This window comes from Pseudomonas sp. C9D1 (assembly GCF_056491235.1).
In genome coordinates this window covers 554662-577100 of record NZ_JBSZIE010000001.1, presented here as the reverse complement: position 1 = coordinate 577100, position 22439 = coordinate 554662, and the positions used below count along the sequence as shown (strand labels likewise).

Annotated in this window: 23 protein-coding genes; 8 read left to right on the top strand and 15 right to left on the bottom strand. The window is 62.7% G+C overall.

The genetic code is table 11. From position 1 onward, the window contains the following. The first annotated feature begins 15 nt into the window (after positions 1-15). Entirely contained in the window at positions 16-609 is a 594-nt protein-coding gene (locus ACXI0U_RS02705) for a phosphoheptose isomerase (RefSeq protein ID WP_021217872.1), read from the top strand. Further along, positions 606-1136, top strand: a complete 531-nt coding sequence (locus ACXI0U_RS02700) for a BON domain-containing protein (RefSeq protein ID WP_021217871.1) — start codon at positions 606-608, stop codon at positions 1134-1136. The genes ACXI0U_RS02705 and ACXI0U_RS02700 overlap by 4 nt, the downstream gene beginning before the upstream one ends. Positions 1137-1185: 49 nt before the next feature. Here the strand turns inward: ACXI0U_RS02700 and ACXI0U_RS02695 are convergent, their stop codons facing one another. The 7 genes from ACXI0U_RS02695 to rplM all read right to left on the bottom strand — a co-directional run bounded on the left by ACXI0U_RS02695 (position 1186) and on the right by rplM (position 6001). After that, positions 1186-1608 carry a ClpXP protease specificity-enhancing factor gene (locus tag ACXI0U_RS02695; protein ID WP_479549694.1) on the bottom strand — a complete coding sequence of 141 codons (423 nt, stop codon included), beginning with the start codon at positions 1606-1608 and terminating at the stop codon, positions 1186-1188. A gap of 13 nt (positions 1609-1621) precedes the next feature. After that, positions 1622-2239 carry a glutathione S-transferase N-terminal domain-containing protein gene (locus tag ACXI0U_RS02690; RefSeq protein ID WP_263400526.1) on the bottom strand — a complete coding sequence of 206 codons (618 nt, stop codon included), beginning with the start codon at positions 2237-2239 and terminating at the stop codon, positions 1622-1624. Between the two features lie 88 nt (positions 2240-2327). Next, positions 2328-3110, bottom strand: coding sequence for a cytochrome c1 (locus ACXI0U_RS02685; protein WP_021217868.1), 783 nt, complete (start codon positions 3108-3110; stop codon positions 2328-2330). Beyond that, positions 3110-4321 carry a cytochrome b gene (locus ACXI0U_RS02680; RefSeq protein WP_021217867.1) on the bottom strand — a complete coding sequence of 404 codons (1212 nt, stop codon included), beginning with the start codon at positions 4319-4321 and terminating at the stop codon, positions 3110-3112. The genes ACXI0U_RS02685 and ACXI0U_RS02680 overlap by 1 nt, the downstream gene beginning before the upstream one ends. Then, positions 4321-4914, bottom strand: coding sequence for a ubiquinol-cytochrome c reductase iron-sulfur subunit (gene petA, locus ACXI0U_RS02675; RefSeq protein WP_031287170.1), 594 nt, complete (start codon positions 4912-4914; stop codon positions 4321-4323). The genes ACXI0U_RS02680 and petA overlap by 1 nt, the downstream gene beginning before the upstream one ends. A gap of 251 nt (positions 4915-5165) precedes the next feature. Next, entirely contained in the window at positions 5166-5558 is a 393-nt protein-coding gene (gene rpsI, locus ACXI0U_RS02670) for a 30S ribosomal protein S9 (protein ID WP_021217865.1), read from the bottom strand. A gap of 14 nt (positions 5559-5572) precedes the next feature. Then, entirely contained in the window at positions 5573-6001 is a 429-nt protein-coding gene (gene rplM, locus ACXI0U_RS02665; RefSeq protein ID WP_021217864.1) for a 50S ribosomal protein L13, read from the bottom strand. Positions 6002-6273: 272 nt separating this feature from the next. On the opposite strand from rplM, the gene ACXI0U_RS02660 reads away from it, so the two are divergent. Continuing rightward, positions 6274-7311 carry an NADP(H)-dependent aldo-keto reductase gene (locus ACXI0U_RS02660; protein ID WP_479549693.1) on the top strand — a complete coding sequence of 346 codons (1038 nt, stop codon included), beginning with the start codon at positions 6274-6276 and terminating at the stop codon, positions 7309-7311. Between the two features lie 45 nt (positions 7312-7356). Here the strand turns inward: ACXI0U_RS02660 and ACXI0U_RS02655 are convergent, their stop codons facing one another. Beyond that, complete coding sequence (locus tag ACXI0U_RS02655) at positions 7357-8493, bottom strand: acyl-CoA dehydrogenase family protein (protein WP_021217862.1); 1137 nt, start codon at positions 8491-8493, stop codon at positions 7357-7359. Between the two features lie 247 nt (positions 8494-8740). On the opposite strand from ACXI0U_RS02655, the gene ACXI0U_RS02650 reads away from it, so the two are divergent. Beyond that, positions 8741-9640 carry a GlxA family transcriptional regulator gene (locus ACXI0U_RS02650; protein ID WP_169708358.1) on the top strand — a complete coding sequence of 300 codons (900 nt, stop codon included), beginning with the start codon at positions 8741-8743 and terminating at the stop codon, positions 9638-9640. A 133-nt stretch (positions 9641-9773) separates the two neighbouring features. Beyond that, positions 9774-10736 carry a hypothetical protein gene (locus ACXI0U_RS02645; RefSeq protein WP_021217860.1) on the top strand — a complete coding sequence of 321 codons (963 nt, stop codon included), beginning with the start codon at positions 9774-9776 and terminating at the stop codon, positions 10734-10736. A gap of 126 nt (positions 10737-10862) precedes the next feature. Here the strand turns inward: ACXI0U_RS02645 and zapE are convergent, their stop codons facing one another. The 3 genes from zapE to ACXI0U_RS02630 all read right to left on the bottom strand — a co-directional run bounded on the left by zapE (position 10863) and on the right by ACXI0U_RS02630 (position 14059). After that, entirely contained in the window at positions 10863-11957 is a 1095-nt protein-coding gene (gene zapE / locus ACXI0U_RS02640) for a cell division protein ZapE (RefSeq protein ID WP_021217859.1), read from the bottom strand. 95 nt (positions 11958-12052) lie between these two features. Beyond that, on the bottom strand, positions 12053-13399 hold the full coding sequence (locus tag ACXI0U_RS02635; RefSeq protein WP_479549692.1) for a tryptophan--tRNA ligase: 1347 nt from the start codon (positions 13397-13399) through the stop codon (positions 12053-12055). Between the two features lie 30 nt (positions 13400-13429). Continuing rightward, positions 13430-14059 carry an alpha/beta hydrolase gene (locus ACXI0U_RS02630; protein WP_479550020.1) on the bottom strand — a complete coding sequence of 210 codons (630 nt, stop codon included), beginning with the start codon at positions 14057-14059 and terminating at the stop codon, positions 13430-13432. 126 nt (positions 14060-14185) lie between these two features. Between ACXI0U_RS02630 and ACXI0U_RS02625 the strand changes: the two genes are divergently transcribed. Further along, a complete protein-coding gene (locus ACXI0U_RS02625; protein WP_021217856.1) occupies positions 14186-14626 on the top strand; it encodes a Z-ring associated ZapG family protein in 441 nt (146 codons plus the stop codon). A 136-nt stretch (positions 14627-14762) separates the two neighbouring features. On the opposite strand, the gene cysN is transcribed toward ACXI0U_RS02625, so the two are convergent. The 4 genes from cysN to ACXI0U_RS02605 all read right to left on the bottom strand — a co-directional run bounded on the left by cysN (position 14763) and on the right by ACXI0U_RS02605 (position 18944). Continuing rightward, on the bottom strand, positions 14763-16661 hold the full coding sequence (gene cysN, locus ACXI0U_RS02620) for a sulfate adenylyltransferase subunit CysN (protein ID WP_271660122.1): 1899 nt from the start codon (positions 16659-16661) through the stop codon (positions 14763-14765). A 59-nt stretch (positions 16662-16720) separates the two neighbouring features. Next, on the bottom strand, positions 16721-17065 hold the full coding sequence (locus tag ACXI0U_RS02615) for a four helix bundle protein (protein ID WP_043241457.1): 345 nt from the start codon (positions 17063-17065) through the stop codon (positions 16721-16723). 50 nt (positions 17066-17115) lie between these two features. Beyond that, positions 17116-18033: a sulfate adenylyltransferase subunit CysD gene (gene cysD, locus ACXI0U_RS02610; RefSeq protein WP_271660121.1), complete on the bottom strand. Its 918-nt coding sequence runs from the start codon at positions 18031-18033 to the stop codon at positions 17116-17118. A gap of 152 nt (positions 18034-18185) precedes the next feature. Then, positions 18186-18944, bottom strand: coding sequence for a Nif3-like dinuclear metal center hexameric protein (locus ACXI0U_RS02605; protein WP_374979948.1), 759 nt, complete (start codon positions 18942-18944; stop codon positions 18186-18188). Between the two features lie 112 nt (positions 18945-19056). On the opposite strand from ACXI0U_RS02605, the gene algW reads away from it, so the two are divergent. After that, the gene (algW, locus tag ACXI0U_RS02600; RefSeq protein WP_021217851.1) at positions 19057-20214 is read left to right on the top strand and encodes a Do family serine endopeptidase AlgW; all 1158 of its coding nucleotides are present in this window, start codon (positions 19057-19059) and stop codon (positions 20212-20214) included. A gap of 128 nt (positions 20215-20342) precedes the next feature. Continuing rightward, positions 20343-22430 carry a TonB-dependent siderophore receptor gene (locus ACXI0U_RS02595; protein WP_479549691.1) on the top strand — a complete coding sequence of 696 codons (2088 nt, stop codon included), beginning with the start codon at positions 20343-20345 and terminating at the stop codon, positions 22428-22430. Positions 22431-22439 lie beyond the last annotated feature (9 nt).

Sequence of the window (22439 nt, the reverse complement as noted above, 5' to 3'; positions counted from 1 at the left end):
CTTAAGGTCAACCCGATGGACATGCAACCCCGAATCCGCCAGCTCTTCCAGGCCAGCATCGACACCAAGCTGCTGGCCATGGAAATGCTCGCCCCGCACATCGAGCACGCGAGCATGGTGATGGTCAACGCGCTACTCAACGAGGGCAAGATCCTCGCCTGTGGCAACGGCGGCTCCGCTGGCGATGCCCAGCACTTCTCCTCCGAGCTGCTCAATCGCTTCGAGCGCGAACGCCCAAGCCTGCCAGCACTGGCACTGACTACCGACAGCTCGACCATCACCTCGATCGCCAACGACTACAGCTACAACGAGATTTTCTCCAAGCAGATCCGCGCGCTGGGCCAGCCGGGCGACATCCTGCTGGCGATCTCCACCAGCGGCAATTCGGCGAACATCATTCAGGCCATCCAGGCCGCACATGATCGCGAAATGATTGTCGTAGCTCTGACCGGCCGTGATGGTGGTGGCATGGCCTCCCTGCTGCTGCCGGAAGATGTCGAGATCCGCGTGCCCGCCAAGTCCACGGCGCGCATCCAGGAAGTCCACCTGCTAGCCATCCATTGCCTCTGTGACCTGATCGATCGTCAATTGTTTGGGAGTGAAGAATGACGCGTTCCCCCCTGATCCTCGCCTGTCTCGCCATCACCCTCGCTCTGGGTGGCTGTGGCGGCCGCACCATCGGCAAGACCATCGACGACCAGTCCACGCCGTCCAAGGTGCGGGCCAAGATCGACGCTGCGAATCCCGACCTCAAGACCAACTCGCACATCGTGGTCACCAGCTACAACGGCGTCGTGCTGCTGGCTGGCCAGACCCCCAACGACAACCTCAAGTCCCAAGCCGAACAGGCCGCGCGCAGCGCGCAGGGCGTCAAGAAGGTGCACAACGAGCTGCACGTTGGCCAGAACTCCTCCACCCTGGCGCGGATGAACGACAGCACCATCACCACCAAGATCACCACACAGCTGCTGGCCGACAGCCAGATCCCCAGCTCGCAGATCAAGGTCGTGACCGAGAACGGCATCGTCTATCTGCTTGGCCTGGTGACCCGCCAGGAAGCCGCCAAAGCCACCAGCGTCGTGCAGGGCGTCTCTGGCGTGCAACGCATCGTGAAGCTATTCGAATACACCAACTGACCGAACAGCGCGCACAAAAAAGGCGATCCAACCGGATCGCCTTTTTTTATTACTTCACAACCTTGAGGCTGGGACGCCCACTGGGTCGCGAAGAGCCGCTCGACGGGTCGCCGCCGGACGGGCCGTCATCTTCTGGTCCCTGGTCGTCCTCATCCACCACCGGAGGCTCCAGGTCGAAGACCATGCCCTGGCCGTTCTCCCGGGCATAGATGGCCATGATCGCCGCTGCCGGAATGTAGAGGTTGTGGGCAACGCCACCGAAACGCCCCTCGAAGCTCACCGCGTCATTATCCATGTGCAGGTGACGCACCGCACTAGGAGAGACATTGAGCACGATCTGGCCATCGTTGGCGTAGCCGGCCGGCACCTGGACACCGGCGAACTCGGCATTCACCAGCAGATGGGGCGTGCAGTTGTTGTCGACGATCCACTCATAGAGTGCACGGACCAGATAGGGACGACTGGAGTTCATCAAGGGCTCCTTATCAGCGCATGTCGCGCTCGACTGCCGACAGGCTGGCCTGGAAGCCATCGCGTGCGAATAGGCGCTCCATGTAATCCAGCAATGGCTTGGCAGGGCGAGGCAATTCGATTCCCAGAACCGGCAGGCGCCAGAGAATCGGCAACAGGCAGCAGTCTACAAGACTGAGGTCTTCGCTGAGGAAAAAGGGTTTGTCGGCGAACAGCGGCGATACACCGGTGAGACTCTCACGCAGCTCCTTGCGAGCGACCGCCTTGACGGCCTCCTTCACCCGCGGATCGAGAATCTGGTCCACCAGGCTGCACCAATCACGCTGCACACGATGCATCAGCAGCCGCGTATTACCCCTTGCTACCGGGTAGACCGGCATCAGCGGCGGGTGGGGGTAGCGCTCTTCGAGGTACTCCATCACCACAGTCGGCTCATAGAGTGCGAGGTCACGATCGACCAGGGTCGGCACGCTGCCGTATGGATTGACCTCGGCGAGCTTGGGCGGGCAACGGCCCGGCTCAACATCGATTATGTCCGCAGCGACACCCTTCTCGGCGAGCACGATGCGTACACGATGGGAATAGTGGTCTGCGGGGTCGGAGTAACAGGCCAACCTGTTGGTTACGGCCATGGTGCCCTCCTCGCTTGAAGTTATGCAGTAGTAGAAAAACGCGCGCGCCCATTAAGGGCGCGCGAGTATACAACGGTGACGCGGGGTATCAGTGCACGTCTTTCCAGTATTCACGCTTCAGCAGATAGGCGAATACGAAGAAGAAGGCCAGATACAGCAGAACGTAGGTGCCGATACGCTGCATGTGCAGCTTGTTCGGGTCCGCAGAGTAAGCCAGGAAGGTCACCAGGTTCTGAACCTTCACATCGAACTCGGCTTCGCTCAGCTTGCCGGTCTTCGGCACGATGGTCAGCTGATCACAGGCTTCGTGGGTGATGGGGGCCCCAGTCAGCGGGTCATACTGCTTCTTGCCGCCTTCGACAGCCTGGACCTGCTTGCAACCTACGACCTGGCGACCTTGCAGGCCGACCAGCACGTTAGGCATGCCGACGTTCGGGAAGATCTTGTTGTTCACGCCCCAGGGACGCGCCGGATCTTCATAGAAGTTGCGCAGGTAGCTGTACAGCCAATCGGTACCACGAACACGAGCGACCAGGGTCAGGTCCGGCGGCGCGGCGCCGAACCAGGTCTTGGCATCGCTCGGCTTCATGCCGATCTGCATGTGGTCGCCAATCTTGGCGCCAGTCAGAACCAGGTTCTGCATCATCAACTCTTCAGGAATGCCCAGGTCCTTGGCCACGCGCTCATAGCGCTGGAACTTGGCACTGTGGCAGCCCATGCAGTAGTTGGCGAAGGTACGAGCACCGTCTTGCAGTGCAGCCTTGTCGGTCAGGTCGATATCGACATGATCCAGCTCTACATCATGGCCACCGGCGGCGAAGGTCAAGGCCGGCAGCGCAGCGATAACAAATGCAGCAAATAGCTTTTTCATCAGCCTGTCACCCTTTCCGGAACCGGTTTGGTTTTTTCCATCCTGGTGTAGAAGGGCATCAGGATGAAGTACGCGAAGTACAGGATGGTGCACACCTGCGACAGCAGCGTACGGCCCGGGGTCGGCGCGAGAACACCCAGCACGCCGAGGATGACGAAGGACACGCAGAAGATCAGCAGCCAGACCTTGCTCAGCCAGCCTTTGTAGCGCATCGATTTGACGGGGCTGCGATCCAGCCACGGCAGGACGAAGAGCACGGCGATGGCGGCGCCCATGGCGATAACGCCCATCAGCTTGTCCGGAACCGCACGGAGAATCGCGTAGAACGGGGTGAAGTACCACACCGGCGCGATGTGCTCAGGCGTCTTGAACGGGTTGGCCTGTTCGAAGTTCGGCTTCTCGAGGAAGTAACCGCCCATCTCCGGGAAGAAGAACACCACGAAGCAGAACACGAAGAGGAAGACCACTACACCGACGATGTCTTTCACGCTGTAGTAGGGGTGGAAGGCGATGCCGTCGAGCGGAATGCCGTTCTCATCCTTCAGCTTCTTGATGTCCACGCCGTCGGGGTTGTTCGAACCCACTTCGTGCAGGGCCAGGATGTGCAGCACGACAAGACCGAGGATCACGATCGGCAGCGCAATCACATGCAGCGCGAAGAAGCGGTTCAGGGTGATGCCGGAGATCAGGTAGTCACCACGGATCCACTGGGTCAGGTCGCCGCCGATCACCGGAATGGCGCCGAACAGCGAGATGATCACCTGGGCACCCCAGTAGGACATCTGGCCCCAGGGCAGCAGGTAGCCCATGAAGGCCTCGGCCATCAGGGCGAGGTAGATCAGCATGCCGAAGATCCACACCAGCTCGCGCGGCTTCTGGTAGGAGCCGTAGAGCAGACCGCGGAACATGTGCATGTAGACCACGATGAAGAACGCCGAGGCGCCGGTGGAGTGCAGGTAGCGAATGATCGCCCCGTACTCGACGTCGCGCATGATGTACTCGACGGACGCGAAGGCCTCTTCAGCGGACGGGGTGAAGCTCATGGTCAGCCAGATACCGGTGAGGATCTGGTTCACCAGGACCAGCAGGGCCAGGGAGCCGAAGAAATAGAAGAAGTTGAAGTTCTTCGGAGCGTAGTACTTGCTCAGATGGTCTTCCCACATCTTGGTCGCGGGGAAGCGCGCATCGATCCATTCCATGAATTTGCTCATTAGGCCTTCTCCTGGTCCACACCGATGACGATGACATCATCCGACTCGTAGGAGTGGGGCGGCACCGGCAGGTTCAAGGGAGCAGGCTGCGCCTTGTAGACGCGGCCGGCGAGGTCATAGCGAGAACCGTGGCAGGGGCAGAAGTAACCGCCCACCCACTCGGCGCCCAGGTCGGCCGGCGCGACTTCCGGACGGAAGGAGGGCGAGCAGCCGAGGTGGGTGCAGAGACCGACCAGCACCAGGATTTCCGGCTTGATCGCGCGGTTGTGCGGATCGACGTAAGTCGGCTGCACGGACGCTTCGGACTTGGGATCAGCCATGCGCTCATCGATCTTGCCCAGGTTGCCGAGAATCTCCTCGGTACGGCGAACGATGAACACCGGCTGGCCGCGCCACTCAGCAATCATCTGCTGACCCGCTTCGACCTTGCTGATATTCACCTTCACCGGTGCCCCTGCGGCCTTGGCCTTCGCACTGGGCTGCCATGACCCCACAAACGGGATCGCAGCGCCCACCGCTCCTGCAGCACCCACCACGGATGTGGCTGCTACGAGGAAGCGACGCCGGCCTGCATTCACGCCGTCATTGCTCATTCAGTCGTCTCCCATCAGCTTTTGTGGCCTGTTGTTCAGGCCTCTACTAAGTAAAAATCGAGCCGCGCAAAAAATTCGCCAAATGGTAAAGAAAACCCCCTCTCCTGACAAGGTAATAGCCAGATACAAAACGGCTGAAAGCCTTGAGAGATAAGGGTTACGCGCATGCGACAAGCTGTCGCAGGGCATTTTCGGGGGCATAAAAAAACGCCCAGATCCACAAGGGCCTGGGCGTTTTTCGAAGCGTTGTATTAACGCTTGGAGTACTGCGGACGCTTACGCGCTTTACGCAGACCGACCTTCTTACGCTCGACTTCGCGGGCATCGCGAGTCACGTAGCCGGCTTTACGCAGCGGGCTGCGCAGGGCTTCGTCGTAGTTGATCAGGGCACGGGTGATACCGTGACGGATCGCACCAGCCTGACCGCTGACACCACCACCGAGAACGGTGACGTAGATGTCGAACTTCTCGACGGTCTCGGTCAGCTCCAGCGGCTGACGCACAACCATGCGAGCGGTCTCACGGCCAAAGAACTGATCCAGGCTGCGGTTGTTGATGGAAATCTTGCCAGTACCCGGACGCAGGAAAACGCGTGCGGTTGCAGTCTTACGACGGCCAGTGCCGTAGTTTTGAGTCGCCGACATAATGAACTATCCCGTTAAATCTTCAGTTCTTGGGGCTGCTGAGCGGTGTGCGGGTGAGCAGAACCCTTGTACACCTTCAGCTTGCGATACATGTCGCGACCCAGCGGGTTCTTCGGCAGCATGCCTTTGACCGCGGTCTCGATCACGCGCTCAGGGGCCTTGGCAATCAGCTTCTCGAAGTTGATTTCCTTGATGCCGCCCGGGAAGCCGGAGTGCGAGTAGTACATCTTGTCGGTAGTCTTGGCACCGGTCACACGTACCTGCTCGGCGTTGATGACGACGATGTAGTCGCCGGTATCAACGTGCGGGGTGTATTCCGGCTTGTGCTTGCCGCGCAGACGGCTAGCAATTTCGGTGGCCAGACGACCCAGGGTCTGACCGGCAGCGTCGACGACATACCAGTCGCGCTTAACAGTTTCCGGTTTTGCAGTAAAAGTCTTCATTCGCTATAGCCTCAGGGGCCGCCCTGAAAATAAGACGGCGGATCTTACTGAATAGTGCTCGCCCTGGCAACACAGGGCAGCCGGAAACAGACGCTATCGGGGGCTCGGGTCAGCGCGTCCGCACACGGCAAGGGGTTTCGGCGGGCTAGGCATCCCCACCTTCCTTCTTCGCGAGCTAGGCATCCCCGCAAAGAAAGCCGCGGAATTATGCCGATTGCACAGAAAATTTCAACCTGATTTGATAGCAATCTTTGCCAATAGAGGAACGTTGCATGGAATTCCGCCAGCTCGGCAACACCGATATCAAGGTCAGCAGCCTGTGCCTGGGCACCATGACCTGGGGCGAACAGAACAGCGAAGCAGAAGCGTTCGCCCAGATCGAACGGGCCAAAGCATTCGGCATCAACTTCATGGATACCGCCGAGATGTACCCGGTCCCGCCCCGTGCCGAGACCTATGCCGCAACCGAAACCATCATCGGCAACTGGTTCGCCAAGCACGGTGATCGTGCCGACTGGGTGCTCGCCAGCAAGGTGGCGGGCCCCGGCAACGGCATCACCCACATCCGCGGCGGCAATCTCAAGCACAACCGCCAGCACATCACCGCCGCCCTGGATGCCAGCCTCAAGCGCCTGCAGACCGACTGGATCGACCTGTACCAGCTGCATTGGCCCGAACGCAGTACCAACTTCTTCGGCCAGCTGGGCTATCAGCACCGTGAGGAGGACTCCACCCCGCTGCAGGAAACCCTGGAAGTGCTCGGCGAGCAGGTGAAGGCCGGCAAGATCCGCCAGATCGGCCTGTCCAACGAAACCCCATGGGGCACGATGAAATTCCTGCAGTTGGCCGATCAATTGGGGCTCCCTCGCGCCGCTTCCATCCAGAACCCCTACAACCTGCTCAACCGCAGCTTCGAGGTGGGCCTGGCCGAGGTGGCGATCCGTGAGCGCTGCGGCCTCCTGGCCTATTCACCCCTGGCATTCGGCATGCTGTCCGGCAAGTACGAGAACGGTGCGCGCCCGGCCAACGCCCGCATCAGCCTGTTCAGCCGCTTCGCCCGCTACACCAACCCCCAGGCCCAGGCGGCCTGCTCGCGCTATGTAGCGCTGGCCCGCGAGCACGGCCTGGAGCCGGCACAAATGGCCCTGGCCTTCGTCACCGCCCAGCCCTTCGTCACCAGCAACATCATCGGCGCGACCAACCTGGATCAGTTGGAGAGCAACCTGGCCAGCAGCGCCCTGATCCTTTCCGACGCCGTCCTGGAAGGCATCGCCGAAATCCATCGGGCCCAGCCGAACCCCGCCCCGTAAATGGAAAAGCCCGGCACTCGCCGGGCTTCCCTTCACCGCATCCGCTTACAGCGAGCGGGCAATGATCTCTTTCATGATTTCGTTGGTGCCAGCGTAGATGCGCTGCACGCGGGCGTCAGCCCAGGCGCGCGCCACCGGGTATTCCCACATGAAGCCGTAGCCGCCATGCAACTGCACGCACTCGTCGAGCACCTTGCACTGCAGGTCGGTGCCCCAGTACTTGAGCATCGCCGCGGTGGGTACATCCAGCTTGCGCTGCAGGTGCAACTCCAGGCAGCGGTCGACGAAGACCCGGCCGATCTGGATCTCGGTGGCCATCTCAGCCAGCTTGAAGCGGGTGTTCTGGAACTCGGCGATGGCTTTGCCGAAGGCCTTGCGATCGCGGGTGTAGTCGAGGGTCCACTTCAGCGCCGCCTCGGCCGACGCCAGCGCGCCGATCCCGACGGTCAGGCGCTCCTGGGGCAGCTCCTGCATCAGGTAGGCGAAGCCCATGCCGGCCTGGCCCAGCAGGTTTTCCTTGGGCACCCGCACATCCTGGAAGAACAGCTCGGAGGTGTCCTGGGCCTTCATGCCCACCTTCTCCAGGCGCTTGCCCTTGGAGAAGCCCGGCGTGCCGGCTTCCACCAGGAACAGGCTGGTGCCCTTGGCGCCGGCCTTGGGGTCGGTCTTGGCGACCACGATCACCAGGTCAGCCAGATAACCGTTGGTGATGAAGGTCTTCGAGCCATTGATGATGTATTCATCACCATCCAGCACCGCGGTGGTCTTCACGCCCTGCAGATCGGAGCCGGCGCCCGGCTCGGTCATGGCGATGGCGGTCACCAGCTCGCCGGTCACCATGCGCGGCAGGTATTTCTGCTTCAGCTCTTCGGAGCCGTAATGGAGCACGTAGGGCGCGACGATGTCCGAATGCAGCGAGAAGCCGATACCGGTCAGCCCCAGGCGACCGATCTCCTCGATCACCACGGTGCTGTAGAGGAAGTCGGCACCCATGCCGCCGTACTCCTCGGGAATGTGCGAGCAGAGCATGCCGGCCTCCCCTGCCTTGCTCCACAGGGCGCGATCGATGTAGCCGTCCTTCTCCCATTGATGATGGAAAGGCACCGCCTCCTGTTCGAGGAACTTGCGCACGCTGTCGCGGAAGAGTTCGTGATCGGAGCTGAACAGGGTTCTGGGGATCATGCGGTCACCTTGATGGATGCGTCTGGGGTCGGGGTTCGAAGGCCACAGACTGTAGGACAGTCGTACCAGACGCACACTGGACAGTTGCGACAAAAAATAAGACGATCCAGCCGGCTAATGACCGCTTTCCCCTAATAAGAACAAGACCATGACCAACCAGCAGTCCCCCACCCTAAGACGGGTGAGTATCCTCGCCACCGAAGGTGTCTTCGCTTCCACCCTGATGCAGGCCAAGGATTTCTTCCATATGGCCAGCCTCCGTTACAGCAAGCTTCAGGGCCTCGGCCTCAAGCCCGCATTCGAAATCCACCTGGTCAGCCCGGATGGCCTGCCGGTACGCAGCTTCAGCGATGTGATCATGCCGGTCGACGGCGCGCTGGACGAAGCCGACATCATCATCCTTCCGGCCTTCTGGGATGACTTCGACGCCCTCTGCGAGCGCCACCCCCAGGTCCTGCAATGGCTGCGCGAGCGTCACGCCGCCGGCAGCTCCATCTGCGGCGAGGCCACCGGGGTGTTCTGGATGGCCCAGGCCGGGCTTCTGGATGGCAAGGAAGCAACCACCTACTGGCGCTTCTTCCGCGAGTTCGGCGAGCGCTTCCCCAAGGTGCTACTGAACCAGGAAAAACACCTCTCGGACGCCGACAATCTCTACTGCGCCGGCGGCGTCACCTCCGCCTGCGACCTGTACATCTACCTGATCGAACGCTTCTGCGGCGCCAGCATCGCCCAGGCAGTCTCCCGGGACATCCTCTATGAAGTGCAACGCAGCTACGCCCCGGGGCGCATCGGGTTCGGCGGGCAGAAGCTGCACCAGGACGTAACCATCCTGCAGATCCAGCACTGGCTCGAAGAGCACTTCGCCGACAAGTTCCGCTTCGAGGACGTCGCCCGCGACCACGGCATGAGCATCCGCAACTTCATGCGCCGCTTCCAGGCCGCCACCGGCGACAAGCCGCTGCACTACCTGCAACGGTTACGCATCGAAACAGCCAAGGGCCTCCTGTCGGCTACCCGCAAGAGCATCAAGACCATCAGCTACGAAGTGGGTTACGACGACGCCAGCTTCTTCGCCCGACTGTTTCGCCAGCACACCAATCTTTCCCCCAACCAGTACCGCAGGCAGTTCCAGCACAAAGGCGAGTAAAGCCGCCATCCCAAGGATGGGTTGGCCGACAGCGGCAGCGACTTATGATCCGGGCATGGTCCCCATTGGGGTGTCCGAACCTTTTCCGTCAGCGGTACGGCGGATGAAGAACAACAATAAAAGGTACTCAACCATGCGCCGTTACCTGCTTGCCCTGCTGGCTGCCGCCAGCTTCACAGCCGTCGCAGACGACTGGAAACCCTTCCCCTACGACCAGGCCGCCTACGACTACTCCGGTGACAAGCTGCGCCAGGCCTGGCCCCAGCTGACCCGCGGCTTCGGCCCCGACTATCCCTTCCCCGATGCCGACTGGGTGGTGACCATGGCCACCCAGAACCCCAAGGCACTGGAGATGACCGTTACCGGCAACACCGGCTTCACCGGCAAGCCCGAGGAAGCCGAAGCCTATGCGGCCCGGCTGCAGGACGTGTGGCGCCTGATGTTCAAGGGGGATTTCGCCGAGGCCAAGAAGCAGGGCCTGGCCCTGGGCGTCGGCGGCCAGGTGCCGGCGATGTTCGCCCAGGTGATCTACGCGATGTTCCTCGCCCCCAACCAGGAGGAGAAACACCGCCTGCTGGAGGAAGTGATCAAGTACACCGACGAGGCCGGCGAACTGGTCCAGGCCGACACCGTAGCCCAGTTCGGCCGCGTGTACGCCAAGGCGCGCCTCGGCGAGGAGCTGTCGGTACCGGTGGTACTCAAGCGCGGCTACACCAGCCAGATTCCCGAGGAACTGGACGCCCTGCTGCAGAAGCAACCGCGCCAGCCTTTCGCCCTCGCCCTCTACGGCGGCTACGAAGCCGGCGTGATCCGCAAGGTCGGCAAACTGGTGGGCAAAATGACCTACGGGGTCAGCTCGGACAAGATGGAGCAGTACTTCACCCGCTCCTTCAGCGCCAAGGACGACCTGCCCATCGGCCACTACGAGTACGCCAACGCCCTGGTCTACGTCTACGGCGAGGATGAAGAGCAGAAGGTCCTGGACCACCTGAAAAAGGCCGTGGCGATCAAGCCGATCAACGCCATGGAAGCACTGGAAGTCGCCCACGCCCAGGCGTTGCTGAAGCAGTATGAGAAGGAAGTGGCGCAGCGCTAAAACTGCAAACTGCAAGCTGCAAGCTGCAAGCTGCAAGCTGCAAGCTGCAATACAGGGTGCGGACCGGTTGACCCGGTCCGCACTTTTTTCTTGAGGCTTGAAACTTGCGGCTTGCCGCTTATGCCCTTAGGGCTTATGCGGCCGCGAGAGGAATTCGTGGGACTGCATCTCCAGCAGGCGGCTGAGGGTGCGCTGGAACTCGAAGGTCAGGCGACCGCCGGTGTACAGGTCCTTCAGCTCCACCTCGGCGGAGATGATGAGCTTGACGTTGCGGTCGTAGAACTCGTCCACCAGGTTGATGAAGCGTCGCGCCATGTCGTCCTTCGCCACGCCCATCTGCTCGACGTTGGCCAGGATCACCGCGTGGAAGATCTTGCCCAGCTCGATGTAGTCGTTCTGGCTGCGCGGGCCGTCGCAGAGTTCGCGGAACTCGAACCAGGCAACGTCCTCGCATACGCGGACCGCGCGGATCTCGCGATTCTCGATCATCAGCGCTTCGTTTTCCTGGGCCTGGGTGCAATCCGGCAGCAGGCTCTTGAAGCTGGTCTTCAGGCTGGCCTCGGCCTCGTCGCCCAGGGGCCAGTGGAACAGTTCGGCCTGCTCCAGGGCGCGTAGACGGTAGTCCACGCCACTGTCGACGTTGACCACATCGGTGTACTGCTTGACCAGGGCGATGGCTGGCAGGAAGCGCGCACGCTGCAAGCCGTCCTTATAGAGGCCGTCCGGCACGATGTTGGACGTCGCCACCAGGCTCACACCGTTCTTGAACAGCTCGTCCAGCAGGGTGGCGAGGATCATCGCGTCGGTGATGTCGGAGACGAAGAACTCGTCGAAGCAGATCACCCGCGCTTCGTCGGCGAAACGCTTGCCGATGATGGTCAGCGGGTTCTTCTCACCCTTGAGGGTTTTCATCTCCTCATGCACGCGCTTCATGAAGCGGTGGAAGTGGGTGCGCATCTTCTCCTTGAACGGCAAGGCGTCGAAGAAGGTGTCGACCAAGTAGGTCTTGCCACGACCGACGCCGCCCCAGAAATACAGGCCCTTGACCGGCCCCTGGCGCTTCTTGGCGAACAGGCCGCCGAACAAGCCGGTTTTGCTCTGGCCATCGGCGATCAGATCGTCGTACAGGCGCTGCAGATGGCGGACGGCAGTTTCCTGCGCGGCGTCGTGGAAGAAGTCCGGCCGCTTGAGATCGGCCTGGTAACGCTCGAGGGGGGTCATGATCGGTAGCAAGGCAACGAAAAACGGGGTCGTCACTTTAGCGACGCCCCCGTTTCTTGGCAATCGGCCAGCAGCGCCGGCCGTAAGAAAGCGCCTCATTCCTGGGGCGCAAGTGCCTCACGCAGACGCTGAACGGCAGCATCACGGGCATCGGCATCGGTGAACTCACCGCCCTGCCCCACGGCCTCGCCATCGAGCCACAGGCCATAGCTGGAGCCGTCGTTGCGGATATCCAAGGCGCTGCCATCCTGCAGGCGCTTGGTCACCAGGCCCGAGGACTTGCCATCCGCGAACGAACGGGACAGCAGCAGTTGCTCGCCATCAGCCGCCAGCAGGCGGAAGCGGAAGCTGCCGTCATCTTCGCGGAAGCTGACGAAGCGCGCACTCTTGGCCGCCTTCTTCTTGCCGGCATCGGCGCTCTGCACATTGCTGCGGAAGGACCGCAGGCCGACCGCCTCACGCAGCTCGTTGAGGAAAGGCGTCGCGGTCTTGCGTGCCTTGGCGGCACCGGCGAGGAGGATGTCTTCCAGATCGGCCGGGCGCTCGATCAGCGCGTGATAACGCTCGCGGGCTTCGCCCAGCTCGTTGTCCAGCAGTTGGAACAGGCGCTGCTTGGCTTCGCCCCAGGCCAGGCCGTCGAGCAGCTCGGCCCGGAAGGCCGCCAGCTGCGCCGGCGTGGAGAAGGCCTGGTAGAGGGTGTAGAGGTGGGAATTGTCCGGGTCCTTCGGCTCGCCGGGCGCGCGCGAGTCGGTGACGATACGGGCGATGGCGTCCTTCAGCTGCTTGGCGCTGCCGAACAGCGGAATGGTGTTGTCGTAGCTCTTGGACATCTTGCGACCGTCCAGGCCGGGAAGCGTCGCCACTTCCTCTTCGATCACCGCCTCCGGCAGGGTGAACAGCTCGCGACCGGCACCGAACAGGTGGTTGAAGCGCTGGCCGATGTCACGGGCCATCTCCACGTGCTGGATCTGGTCACGGCCCACCGGGACCTTGTGGGCGTTGAACATCAGGATGTCCGCGGCCATCAGCACCGGGTAACTGAACAGCCCCATGGTGACGCCGGCATCCGGGTCTTCACCGTTCTCGACGTTCTTGTCCACCGAAGCCTTGTAGGCATGGGCGCGGTTGAGCAGGCCCTTGCCGGCGATACAGGTCAGCAGCCAGGTCAGTTCGGGGATCTCGGGGATATCCGACTGGCGATAGAAGGTCGCCTTGTCCACATCCAGGCCGCAGGCCAGCCAGGTGGCGGCGATCTCGAGGCGCGAGCGCTGGATGCGTGCCGGGTCGTCGCACTTGATCAGCGCGTGATAGTCCGCGAGGAAGTAGAAGGAATCGACGTCGGCGTCACGGCTGGCAACGATGGCGGGACGGATGGCGCCAGCGTAGTTGCCGAGGTGCGGAGTGCCGGTGGTGGTGATGCCGGTGAGAATGCGAGTGGTCATGGATGATCGCTTGTCGGACTGCAGTCGGGGTCAGAGGCGCGGCAGAACCAGATCCTTGAGATCGGTCAGCTTGCCGTGAAAGAAGTGCCCGCATTCTGCCACTTTCAGCAGCTCATGGGGGCGTTGCAGGGAGGCGGACCAGCCATACACGGCCTGAGGCTCGACCACCTCGTCGGTGTCGGGCTGGATCACCGTCATCTCGCCGCGCTCAGGCAGCGGAGTGGCGTCGGTCAGGCGCATGACCGCCGGCGCCACCATGAACAGGCGAGGCACTTCGATGCCCTGGCGCTCCAGACGGCCCGCCAGGCTTGCCGCAACGAAACCACCGAAGGAGAAACCAAACAGGGTCAGCGTCAGCTCCGGACGCTGGGAGCGGAACCAGTGGGCAGCGGCTTCGGCATCATCCACCTCGCCGGTGTTCATATCATGGCTGCCGGCACTGGCGCCAACACCGCGGTAATTGAAGCGCAGGGTGCTGTATCCGGCATCGCGAGCGGTGCGCTGCAGGGTAGAGACCACCTTGTTGAGCATGGTGCCGCCCTGGATCGGGTTCGGATGGCAGATCAGCGCCAGCCCCTTGGCATCGGGCAGGTCGAGGTGAAGTGCTTCCAGCTGGCCACTTGGCCCCTGGAGCAGAATGGGATTTTCACGATTGGACAACGGGAACTCCGTGACCCCGGACCGGGTCGACTCGTCTTGGTTAAGCACCACAGGGCTTGCGTCGCGGTATACAGCGCGGATTCGAGCCGTTAACGTAATGCAAAGCTGCTTATAGAGGAAGGACTCGTGGAACAGTCGCTCACGGCCTGGTTGTTGCCAGCACTCGCCCTGCTCGCCGGTATCGGCATCGGTTTTCTGGTCGCCCGACTGCTGCCCGGCACCGCGCCGAATCGCACGCAGCGTCAACTGGATGACCTGCAGGCACGCTTCGATACCTATCAAAGTGAAGTGGTCACCCATTTCAACACCACTGCCAACCTGGTGAAGAAGCTCACCCAGAGCTACCAGGACGTGCAGGAACACCTGTCCGACGGCGCCAGCCGGCTAGCCCTGGACGAACTGACCCGCCAGCGCCTGCTCGCCGCCCTGCACACGGACGACGCCCCCGGCCCGCGCGAGCGCCTGACCCCGCCGCGCAGCCACGAGGCGCCGAAGGACTATGCACCCAAGTCCACCGACGGCCCGGGCACCCTGGACGAAAACTTCGGGCTCAAGGGCAAGTACTGAGCACTGGATGAGTCAACGAAAAGCCCCGCCTAGGCGGGGCTTTTTCATGCCGGGAAACGTCCCGGGTTCCACGTCAGGCCCAACGCCGGGCCAAAAAAAACCCCGCATCAGCGGGGCTTTTTCATCAGCGATGCGATCAGATCGCGCCGCGGCTGCGCAGCAGGTCGAGCACGGCCTTGACGCCCTCTTCCACCGACTGGCTCTGGGTGTCGATCACCAGATCGGCATTCAGCGGCACGTCGTAGGGGAAGGATTCACCGGGGATGTTGTCCTGGTCGGCAGCGTACAGCCCTTGCGGGTCACGCTCGCGGCAGATCTGCGGGGAGGCCTGGACGTATACGGTGATCAGGCGATCGTTGCCGATGAGCACCTTGGCCTGCTCGCGGCCCTCCGCATCCGGCGCCACGAAGGCCGCCAGGGTCAGCAGGCCGGCTTCGTTGAACTGACGCGCCACATGGGCGGCACGGCGCCAGTTCTCGGTGCGCCCGGCGCGGTCCTGCGGCAGGCCCTTGTTCAGATCATGACGCAGGTTCTGGCCATCGAGGACGTAGACCGCACGGCCCATGTCGAACAGCTTGCGCTCCACGGCATAGGCCAGGGTGCTCTTGCCGGCACCGGAGAGGCCGCTGAACAGCACGGTGGCCGGCTTCTGGCCAAAGCGTGCAGCACGCTCCTCGGTGGAAACGTGGGCGGACTCACCATGCACGCCCTGGCCGCCAGCGGCAACCGGTGCGGCGATGATCATGCCGGCGCCGACGGTGCCGTTAGTGAGGCGGTCGATAACGATGAAGGCACCGGTGGTGCGGTTGCTTTCATAGCCGTCGAGGGCGATGGGTGCGTCCAGGCTGATCTTGACCTTGGCGATCTCGTTCAATTGCAGGTCGCTGCCGGCCCCCTCTTCGAGGGTGTTCACGTCCACCTTGTGGGCGATGCTGGCGATGGAGCCCGGCACGTAGCTGGTGGCGCGCTTGATGTCGTATTTCTTGCCCGGCAGCATCGGTTCCTCGGACATCCACACCAGCATGGCGTCGAAGCCGTCGGTGACCTGCGGGCGGTTGTCGGCATGCACCAGCATGTCGCCGCGGGAAACGTCGATCTCGTCTTCCAGGGTCAGGGTGATGGCCTGGCCGGGGCCGGCCTGCTCCAGCTCGCCCTCGAAGGTGACGATGGACTTGACCTTGCTGCCCTTGCCCGACGGCAGCACGACGACTTCATCGCCCTTGTGCACGACGCCGCTGGCGAGGGTGCCGGCGAAGCCACGGAAGTTCAGGTTGGGGCGGTTGACGTACTGCACCGGGAAGCGCATGTCGGCGAAATTGCGGTCGCCGGCGACCTCGACGGTCTCGAGGATCTCCATCAGCGACTGGCCGGTGTACCAGGGCGAACGCTCGCTCTTGTTCACCACGTTGTCGCCCTTCAGCGCCGACATCGGCACGAAGTGGATGGACGTCGGGTTGAGCTTGATGCGCTCGGCGAACTGCAGGTAGTCGGCCTTGATCGACTCGAACACGCCCTGGTCGAAGTCCTTCAGGTCCATCTTGTTGATGGCGACGACGATGTGCTTGATGCCCAGCAGGGAAGCGATGTAGCTGTGGCGGCGGGTCTGGGTCTGCACGCCGTAGCGGGCGTCGACCAGGATGATCGCCAGGTCGCAGGTGGAGGCGCCAGTGGCCATGTTGCGCGTGTACTGCTCATGGCCGGGGGTGTCGGCGATGATGAACTTGCGCTTGGCGGTGGAGAAGTAACGGTAGGCGACATCGATGGTGATGCCCTGCTCGCGCTCGGCCTGCAGGCCATCCACCAGCAGCGCCAGGTCCACTTCGTCACCGGTGGTGCCGACCTTCTTGGAATCGCGGGTGATGGCTTCCAGATGGTCTTCGTAGATCATCTTGGAGTCGTGCAGCAGGCGCCCGATCAGGGTGCTCTTGCCGTCGTCGACGTTGCCACAGGTGAGGAAGCGCAGGAGTTCCTTGCGCTCATGCTGGGCCAGGTAAGCGAGGATGTCCTCGCTGATCAGATCGGATTGATGGCTCATTGCGTTCTCCGAGCTGGAAGCTTGAAGCCAGAAGCTTGAAGCCTACAGCGAGCGAATAATCAGTCTTGGCGTATAACGCGAATCAGGCTGGACAACATGGCTGCGATCTCCTGGGTTTCCCGTATAGAGGCTCTTGCGAACATCTTCGGCACGAAGCCGACTTCCTGGCCTATATACAACTGAGTCCTCAGCTCCGCGCAGGAGCCTTTGGCAATCAGCAGGAACCTGACTCTCTCGCGACTACCTTCCCGGCTCATGCCCTCGGCAATATTGCTCGGTATCGAAAGCCCCGCACGAGTGATCTGGTCCCGGAACCCCCAGTCCTCCAGATTGCGCAACTGTCGGTAGAGCTCTACCGAGAGTCGCGCAGCCCTTTTCCATACATCCAGCTTCTCGAAATTCATGCAGCACTCCCTGCTGCTACAGCTTCAAGCTTCCGGCTCTCAGCTTTCGGCTAGAAGTACCCCTGCCGCTTTTTCTCTTCCATCGAACCGGCGCCGTCATGGTCGATGACGCGGCCCTGGCGTTCGGACGTTCGGGTCAGGAGCATTTCCTGGATGATGTCGGTGAGGCTGGTGGCCTCCGACTCGACCGCGCCGGTCAGCGGGTAGCAACCGAGGGTGCGGAAACGCACCATGCGCTTCTCGATGCGGGCCTTCTCTTCGTCCGAGAGGTGCTCGAGGATGCGGTCGTCGTCGATCATGATCAGCGTGCCGTTTTTCTCGATGACTTCGCGCTCGGCGGCGAAGTACAGCGGGACGATCGGGATCTGTTCCAGGTAGATGTATTGCCAGATGTCCAGCTCGGTCCAGTTGGACAGCGGGAAGACGCGGATCGACTCGCCCTTCTTCACCTTGCCGTTGTAGACACTCCACAGTTCGGGGCGCTGGTTTTTCGGGTCCCAGCGGTGCTTGCTGTCGCGGAAGGAGTAGACGCGCTCCTTGGCGCGGGACTTCTCCTCGTCACGGCGGGCACCGCCGAAAGCAGCATCGAAGCCGTACTTGTCCAGAGCCTGCTTGAGGCCCTCGGTCTTCATGATGTCGGTGTGCTTGGCACTGCCGTGGGTGAAGGGGTTGATGCCCTGGGCCTTGCCCTCGGGGTTCACGTGGGTGATCAGCTCGAGGCCCAGATCGGCGACCATCTTGTCGCGGAACCGGTACATCTCCTGGAACTTCCACTGAGTGTCGACATGCATCACCGGGAACGGCAGCTTGCCCGGGAAGAAGGCCTTGCGCGCCAGGTGCAGCATGACGGCGGAGTCTTTGCCGATGGAATACAGCATCACCGGGTTATCGAATTCGGCGGCCACCTCACGAATGATGTGGATACTTTCCGCCTCCAGCTGTTTCAGGTGCGTCAGTTTGTCGAGCATGGCTACTCACGGATTTCTTATCTGATACAACGGCCTTCGGGCCGTGGACGAGCGCGCACTCTAGCACAGCGCATTCTTCTATTCAGGGGCGCACTTAGAACGAAACGATCTAGCTTTATACCTGCTGGAACGGGCCTTCCAGCGCCCCTTTCCTAGATGGGATTGGGGCAGTCGATGAACAGGTGTTCGATGGCGAAACGCCGCGCCAGGTAATCACCCAGGGCCTGCACGCCGTAGCGTTCGGTGGCGTGGTGGCCGGCAGCGATGAAGCTGATGCCGTTCTCGCGAGCGCTGTGGAAGGTCTGCTCGGACGCCTCGCCGGTGAGATAGAGATCGACGCCGGCGGCGATGGCCGTGTCGATGTAGCCCTGGCCGCCGCCGGTGCACCAGCCGATGCGACGGATCATCCCGGAGCCTTCCACCAGCAAGGGCTCGCGGCCCAGTACGTCCTGTACGCGGCGAGCGAAATCGCGCGGCGTGAGCGGTTCGGCGAGGGAGCCGATCAGGCCGACGGTGCGCGGGTTGTCCGGCTCCAGCGGGCCTTCGACGGTGATGTCCAGTTGGCGGGCGAGCTGCACGTTGTTGCCCACTTCCGGGTGCACGTCCAGGGGCAGGTGATAGGCCAGCAGGCTGATGTCATTGGTCAACAGAGTCTTCAGGCGGCGCTGCTTGATACCGACCACGCAGGGATTCTCGCCCTTCCAGAAATAGCCGTGGTGGACCAGCACCACATCGGCCTCGGCTTCCACCGCGGCATCGAGCAATGCCTGGCTGGCGGTGACCCCGCTGACGATGCGCCGAACCTGTGGCCGCCCCTCGACCTGGAGGCCGTTCGGGCAGTAATCCGAGATACGCGAAGCCCCGAGAAAGCGCTCCGCCTCCTCCACCAGGGTGGTCAGTGCAATGGCCATCTGCCTCTCCTCATAAGCTGCTGAGAGCGGCTATTTTATTGGCGGCCGCCCCGTATAATGGCGCCACCTTAAGGGGCACCCTCGCCCCTCGCAACCCTCAGGATTCCCCTCGATGCTCAAGGCCCTGCGTTTCTTCGGCTGGCCCCTGCTTGTCGGCGTACTCGTAGCACTGCTGATCATCCAGCAATACCCCGAACTGGTCGGCCTGCCCCGCCAGGAAGTGCACCTCCAGGAAGCCCCCCGTTACAGCCTCTCGCGCCCGGGCCCGGAGTCCTATGCGGAAGCGGTGAACAGCGCCTCCCCCGCCGTGGTCAACCTCTACACCACCAAGGTGGTGAGCAAGCCGGCGCATCCGTTGTTCGAAGACCCGCAGTTCCGCCGCTTCTTCGGTGACAACCTGCCGCGCCAGCGGCGCATGGAGTCCAGCCTTGGCTCGGCGGTGATCATGAGCCCCGAGGGCTACCTGCTGACCAACAACCACGTCACGGCGGGCGCCGACCAGATAGTCGTGGCCCTCAAGGATGGCCGCGAGACCCTGGCACGCCTGGTGGGCGGTGACCCGGAGACCGACCTTGCGGTGCTCAAGATCGACCTGGACAACCTGCCCGCCATCACCCTCGGCCGCTCCGACAACATCCGTATCGGCGACGTCGCCCTGGCCATCGGCAACCCCTTCGGTTTCGGCCAGACCGTGACCATGGGCATCATCAGCGCCACCGGCCGCAACCAGCTGGGTCTCAATACCTACGAAGACTTCATCCAGACCGACGCAGCGATCAACCCGGGCAACTCCGGTGGCGCCCTGGTGGATGCCAACGGCAACCTGATCGGTATCAACACCGCGATCTTCTCCAAGTCCGGCGGCTCCCAGGGCATCGGCTTCGCCATCCCCACCAAACTGGCCCTGGAAGTCATGAAGGCGATCATCGAGCACGGCCAGGTCATCCGTGGCTGGCTGGGCATCGAGGTGCAGCCGCTCACCCCCGAGCTGGCCGAGTCCTTCGGCCTCGAAGGGCGCCCGGGCATCGTCGTCGCCGGCATCTACCGCGACAGCCCGGCGCAACGCGCCAACCTGCAGCCCGGCGACATCATCCTCAGCATCGACGGCGAACCCGCCGGCGACGGCCGCCGCTCGATGAACCAGGTGGCCCGTACCAAGCCCGGCGAGAAAGTCAGCGTCAAAGTCATGCGCAACGGCAAGGAGATCGACCTCTCCGCCGAAGTCGGCCTCAGGCCGCCACAGCAAACCGCTCCCGCGGACAACAACTGACCCGAACGGCGCCTGATGGCGCCGTTCTTCATTTCGCCCCCCGCTCCATGAAATCGAACCTGGCAGGTGAAAGATGAAAAAATAAAATGTTATGTTATTACATCTTTAAGCCCTGAGACCCACCGACAATGAAGTCCCGCACCCTCGCCTCGGCCGCCGGCCTGGCGCTCGGCCTGGCCAGCAGCAATCCCCTCGCCGCACCACTGGAACTCGAAGAGATCACCATCGAATCCCGCCACGAGCGCGCCGACGGCCCCGTCACCGGCTACCGCGCCACCCGCTCGGCGAGCGCCACCCGCACCGACTCCGACCTGCGCGACATCCCCCAATCCGTGGCCGTGGTGCCCGCCCGGGTACTGGAAGACCTCAACACCACCCGCATCGACCGCGCCCTGGACTTCGCCGGCGGTGTATCCCGGCAGAACAACTTCGGTGGCCTGACCTTCCTCAACTACAGCGTGCGCGGCTTCACCACCGGCGAGTTGTACAAGAACGGCTTCGCCATCAACCGTGGCAGCTACAGCTCGCCGGACGCCTCCACCATCGAGCGCATCGAGGTGCTCAAGGGCCCGGCGGCCAGCCTCTACGGACGCGGGGACCCAGGCGGCCTGGTCAATATCGTCACCAAGAAGCCCGAGGAGGAAGCCTTCGCCCGCTTCAGCGCCAGCGCGGGCAGCTGGGACCGCTACCGCAGCAGCCTCGACGTCAATACGCCGCTGGACGACGCCGGCACCCTGCTGTCGCGCATCAACCTGGCGGTGGAGGACAACCAGAGCTTCCGCGATCACGTCGGCAGCGAGCGCGTGGTGGTCAGCCCCTCCCTCAGTTGGCAGCTCAGCCCGGATACGCGCCTGCTGATCGAGAGCGAGTTCGTGCGCCACGAGTCGGTGTTCGATCGCGGCATCCCCGCCCCAGGCAACCAGCTCGGCTCGGTCAAGCGCTCCACCTTCCTCGGCGAACCCAACGACGGCGAGATCCGCAATCGCAACCAGATGCTGCAGGTCAGCCTTGAGCATTACCTGAACGAGGACTGGAAGCTGCGCCTGGCCAACCACTATGCCCAGGGCCACCTGGCCGGCGACTCTTCGGAAACCTCGCGCCTGTCCGGCGACATCGTCAGCCGCTTCTATCGCCAGCGCGATTTCGAATGGAACAACAGCATCACCCAGGCCGAACTGCACGGCACCTTCGCCACCGGCACCTGGCAGCACCAGACGCTGATCGGCCTGGAGTACGAGAACTACCGCAACAGCCAGAAGTACCCCCAGAGCGACACCCTGTTCAGCTACGGCCTGAATATCCACAACCCCGTATACGGCCAGCCCAAACCCGCGCTCACCCGCAAGAACGATTTCTTCGAGCGGGTGGAAAGCCATTCGCTGAACCTGCAGGACCAGATCGCCCTCACCGACCGGTTGCGCGGGCTGGTGGGCGTGCGCATCGAGCGCTTCGAGCAGGCAGCCCTGGACCGATCCACGCGCATCCGCAACGCCCAGCACAAGGACGTCGTCACGCCGCGCCTGGGCCTGCTCTACCAGCTCACCCCGGAAGTCGGGGTGTTCGCCAATGCCTCCACCTCGGTGAAGCCCAACGCCATCAGCAGCCGCGGCACCGTGTTCAAGCCGGAGAAGGGCGTCGGCTATGAGAGCGGGGTCAAGCTCGACCTGTTCGAGGGCCGGCTGGGCGCCACCGCCGCGCTCTTCCATATCGAGAAGGAGAACGTGCTCACCGCCGACCCGAACGACCCCAGCCAGAGCATCGCCGCCGGCAAGGCCCGCAGCCAGGGCCTGGACGTGCATGTCGCCGGCCAGCTCAGCGACGCCTTCCGCCTGATCGGCGCCTACGCCTATATCGACGCCGAGGTGACCGAGGACAACACCCTGCCCGAAGGCAGCCGCCTGCTCGGCATCGCCAAACACAGCGGCAGCCTGATGGGCGTCTACGAGTTCCAGGACGGCTGGCTGCGCGGTTCGGACGTGGGCGCCGCGGCCAACTACGTAGACGACCGCTCCGGCCAGGCCGGCAGCCAATTCGAACTGCCCGCCTACAGCACGCTCGACCTGCTCGCCCACTACAAGGCCAGCGATGACCTGAGCATCGGCCTGAACCTCAACAACCTCTTCGACCGCAAATACTACGAGCGCTCCTACAACAACGTCTGGGTGCTGCCGGGCGACCCGCGCAACCTCACCCTCAGCCTGACCCTCAACCTCTGACAAGGACTC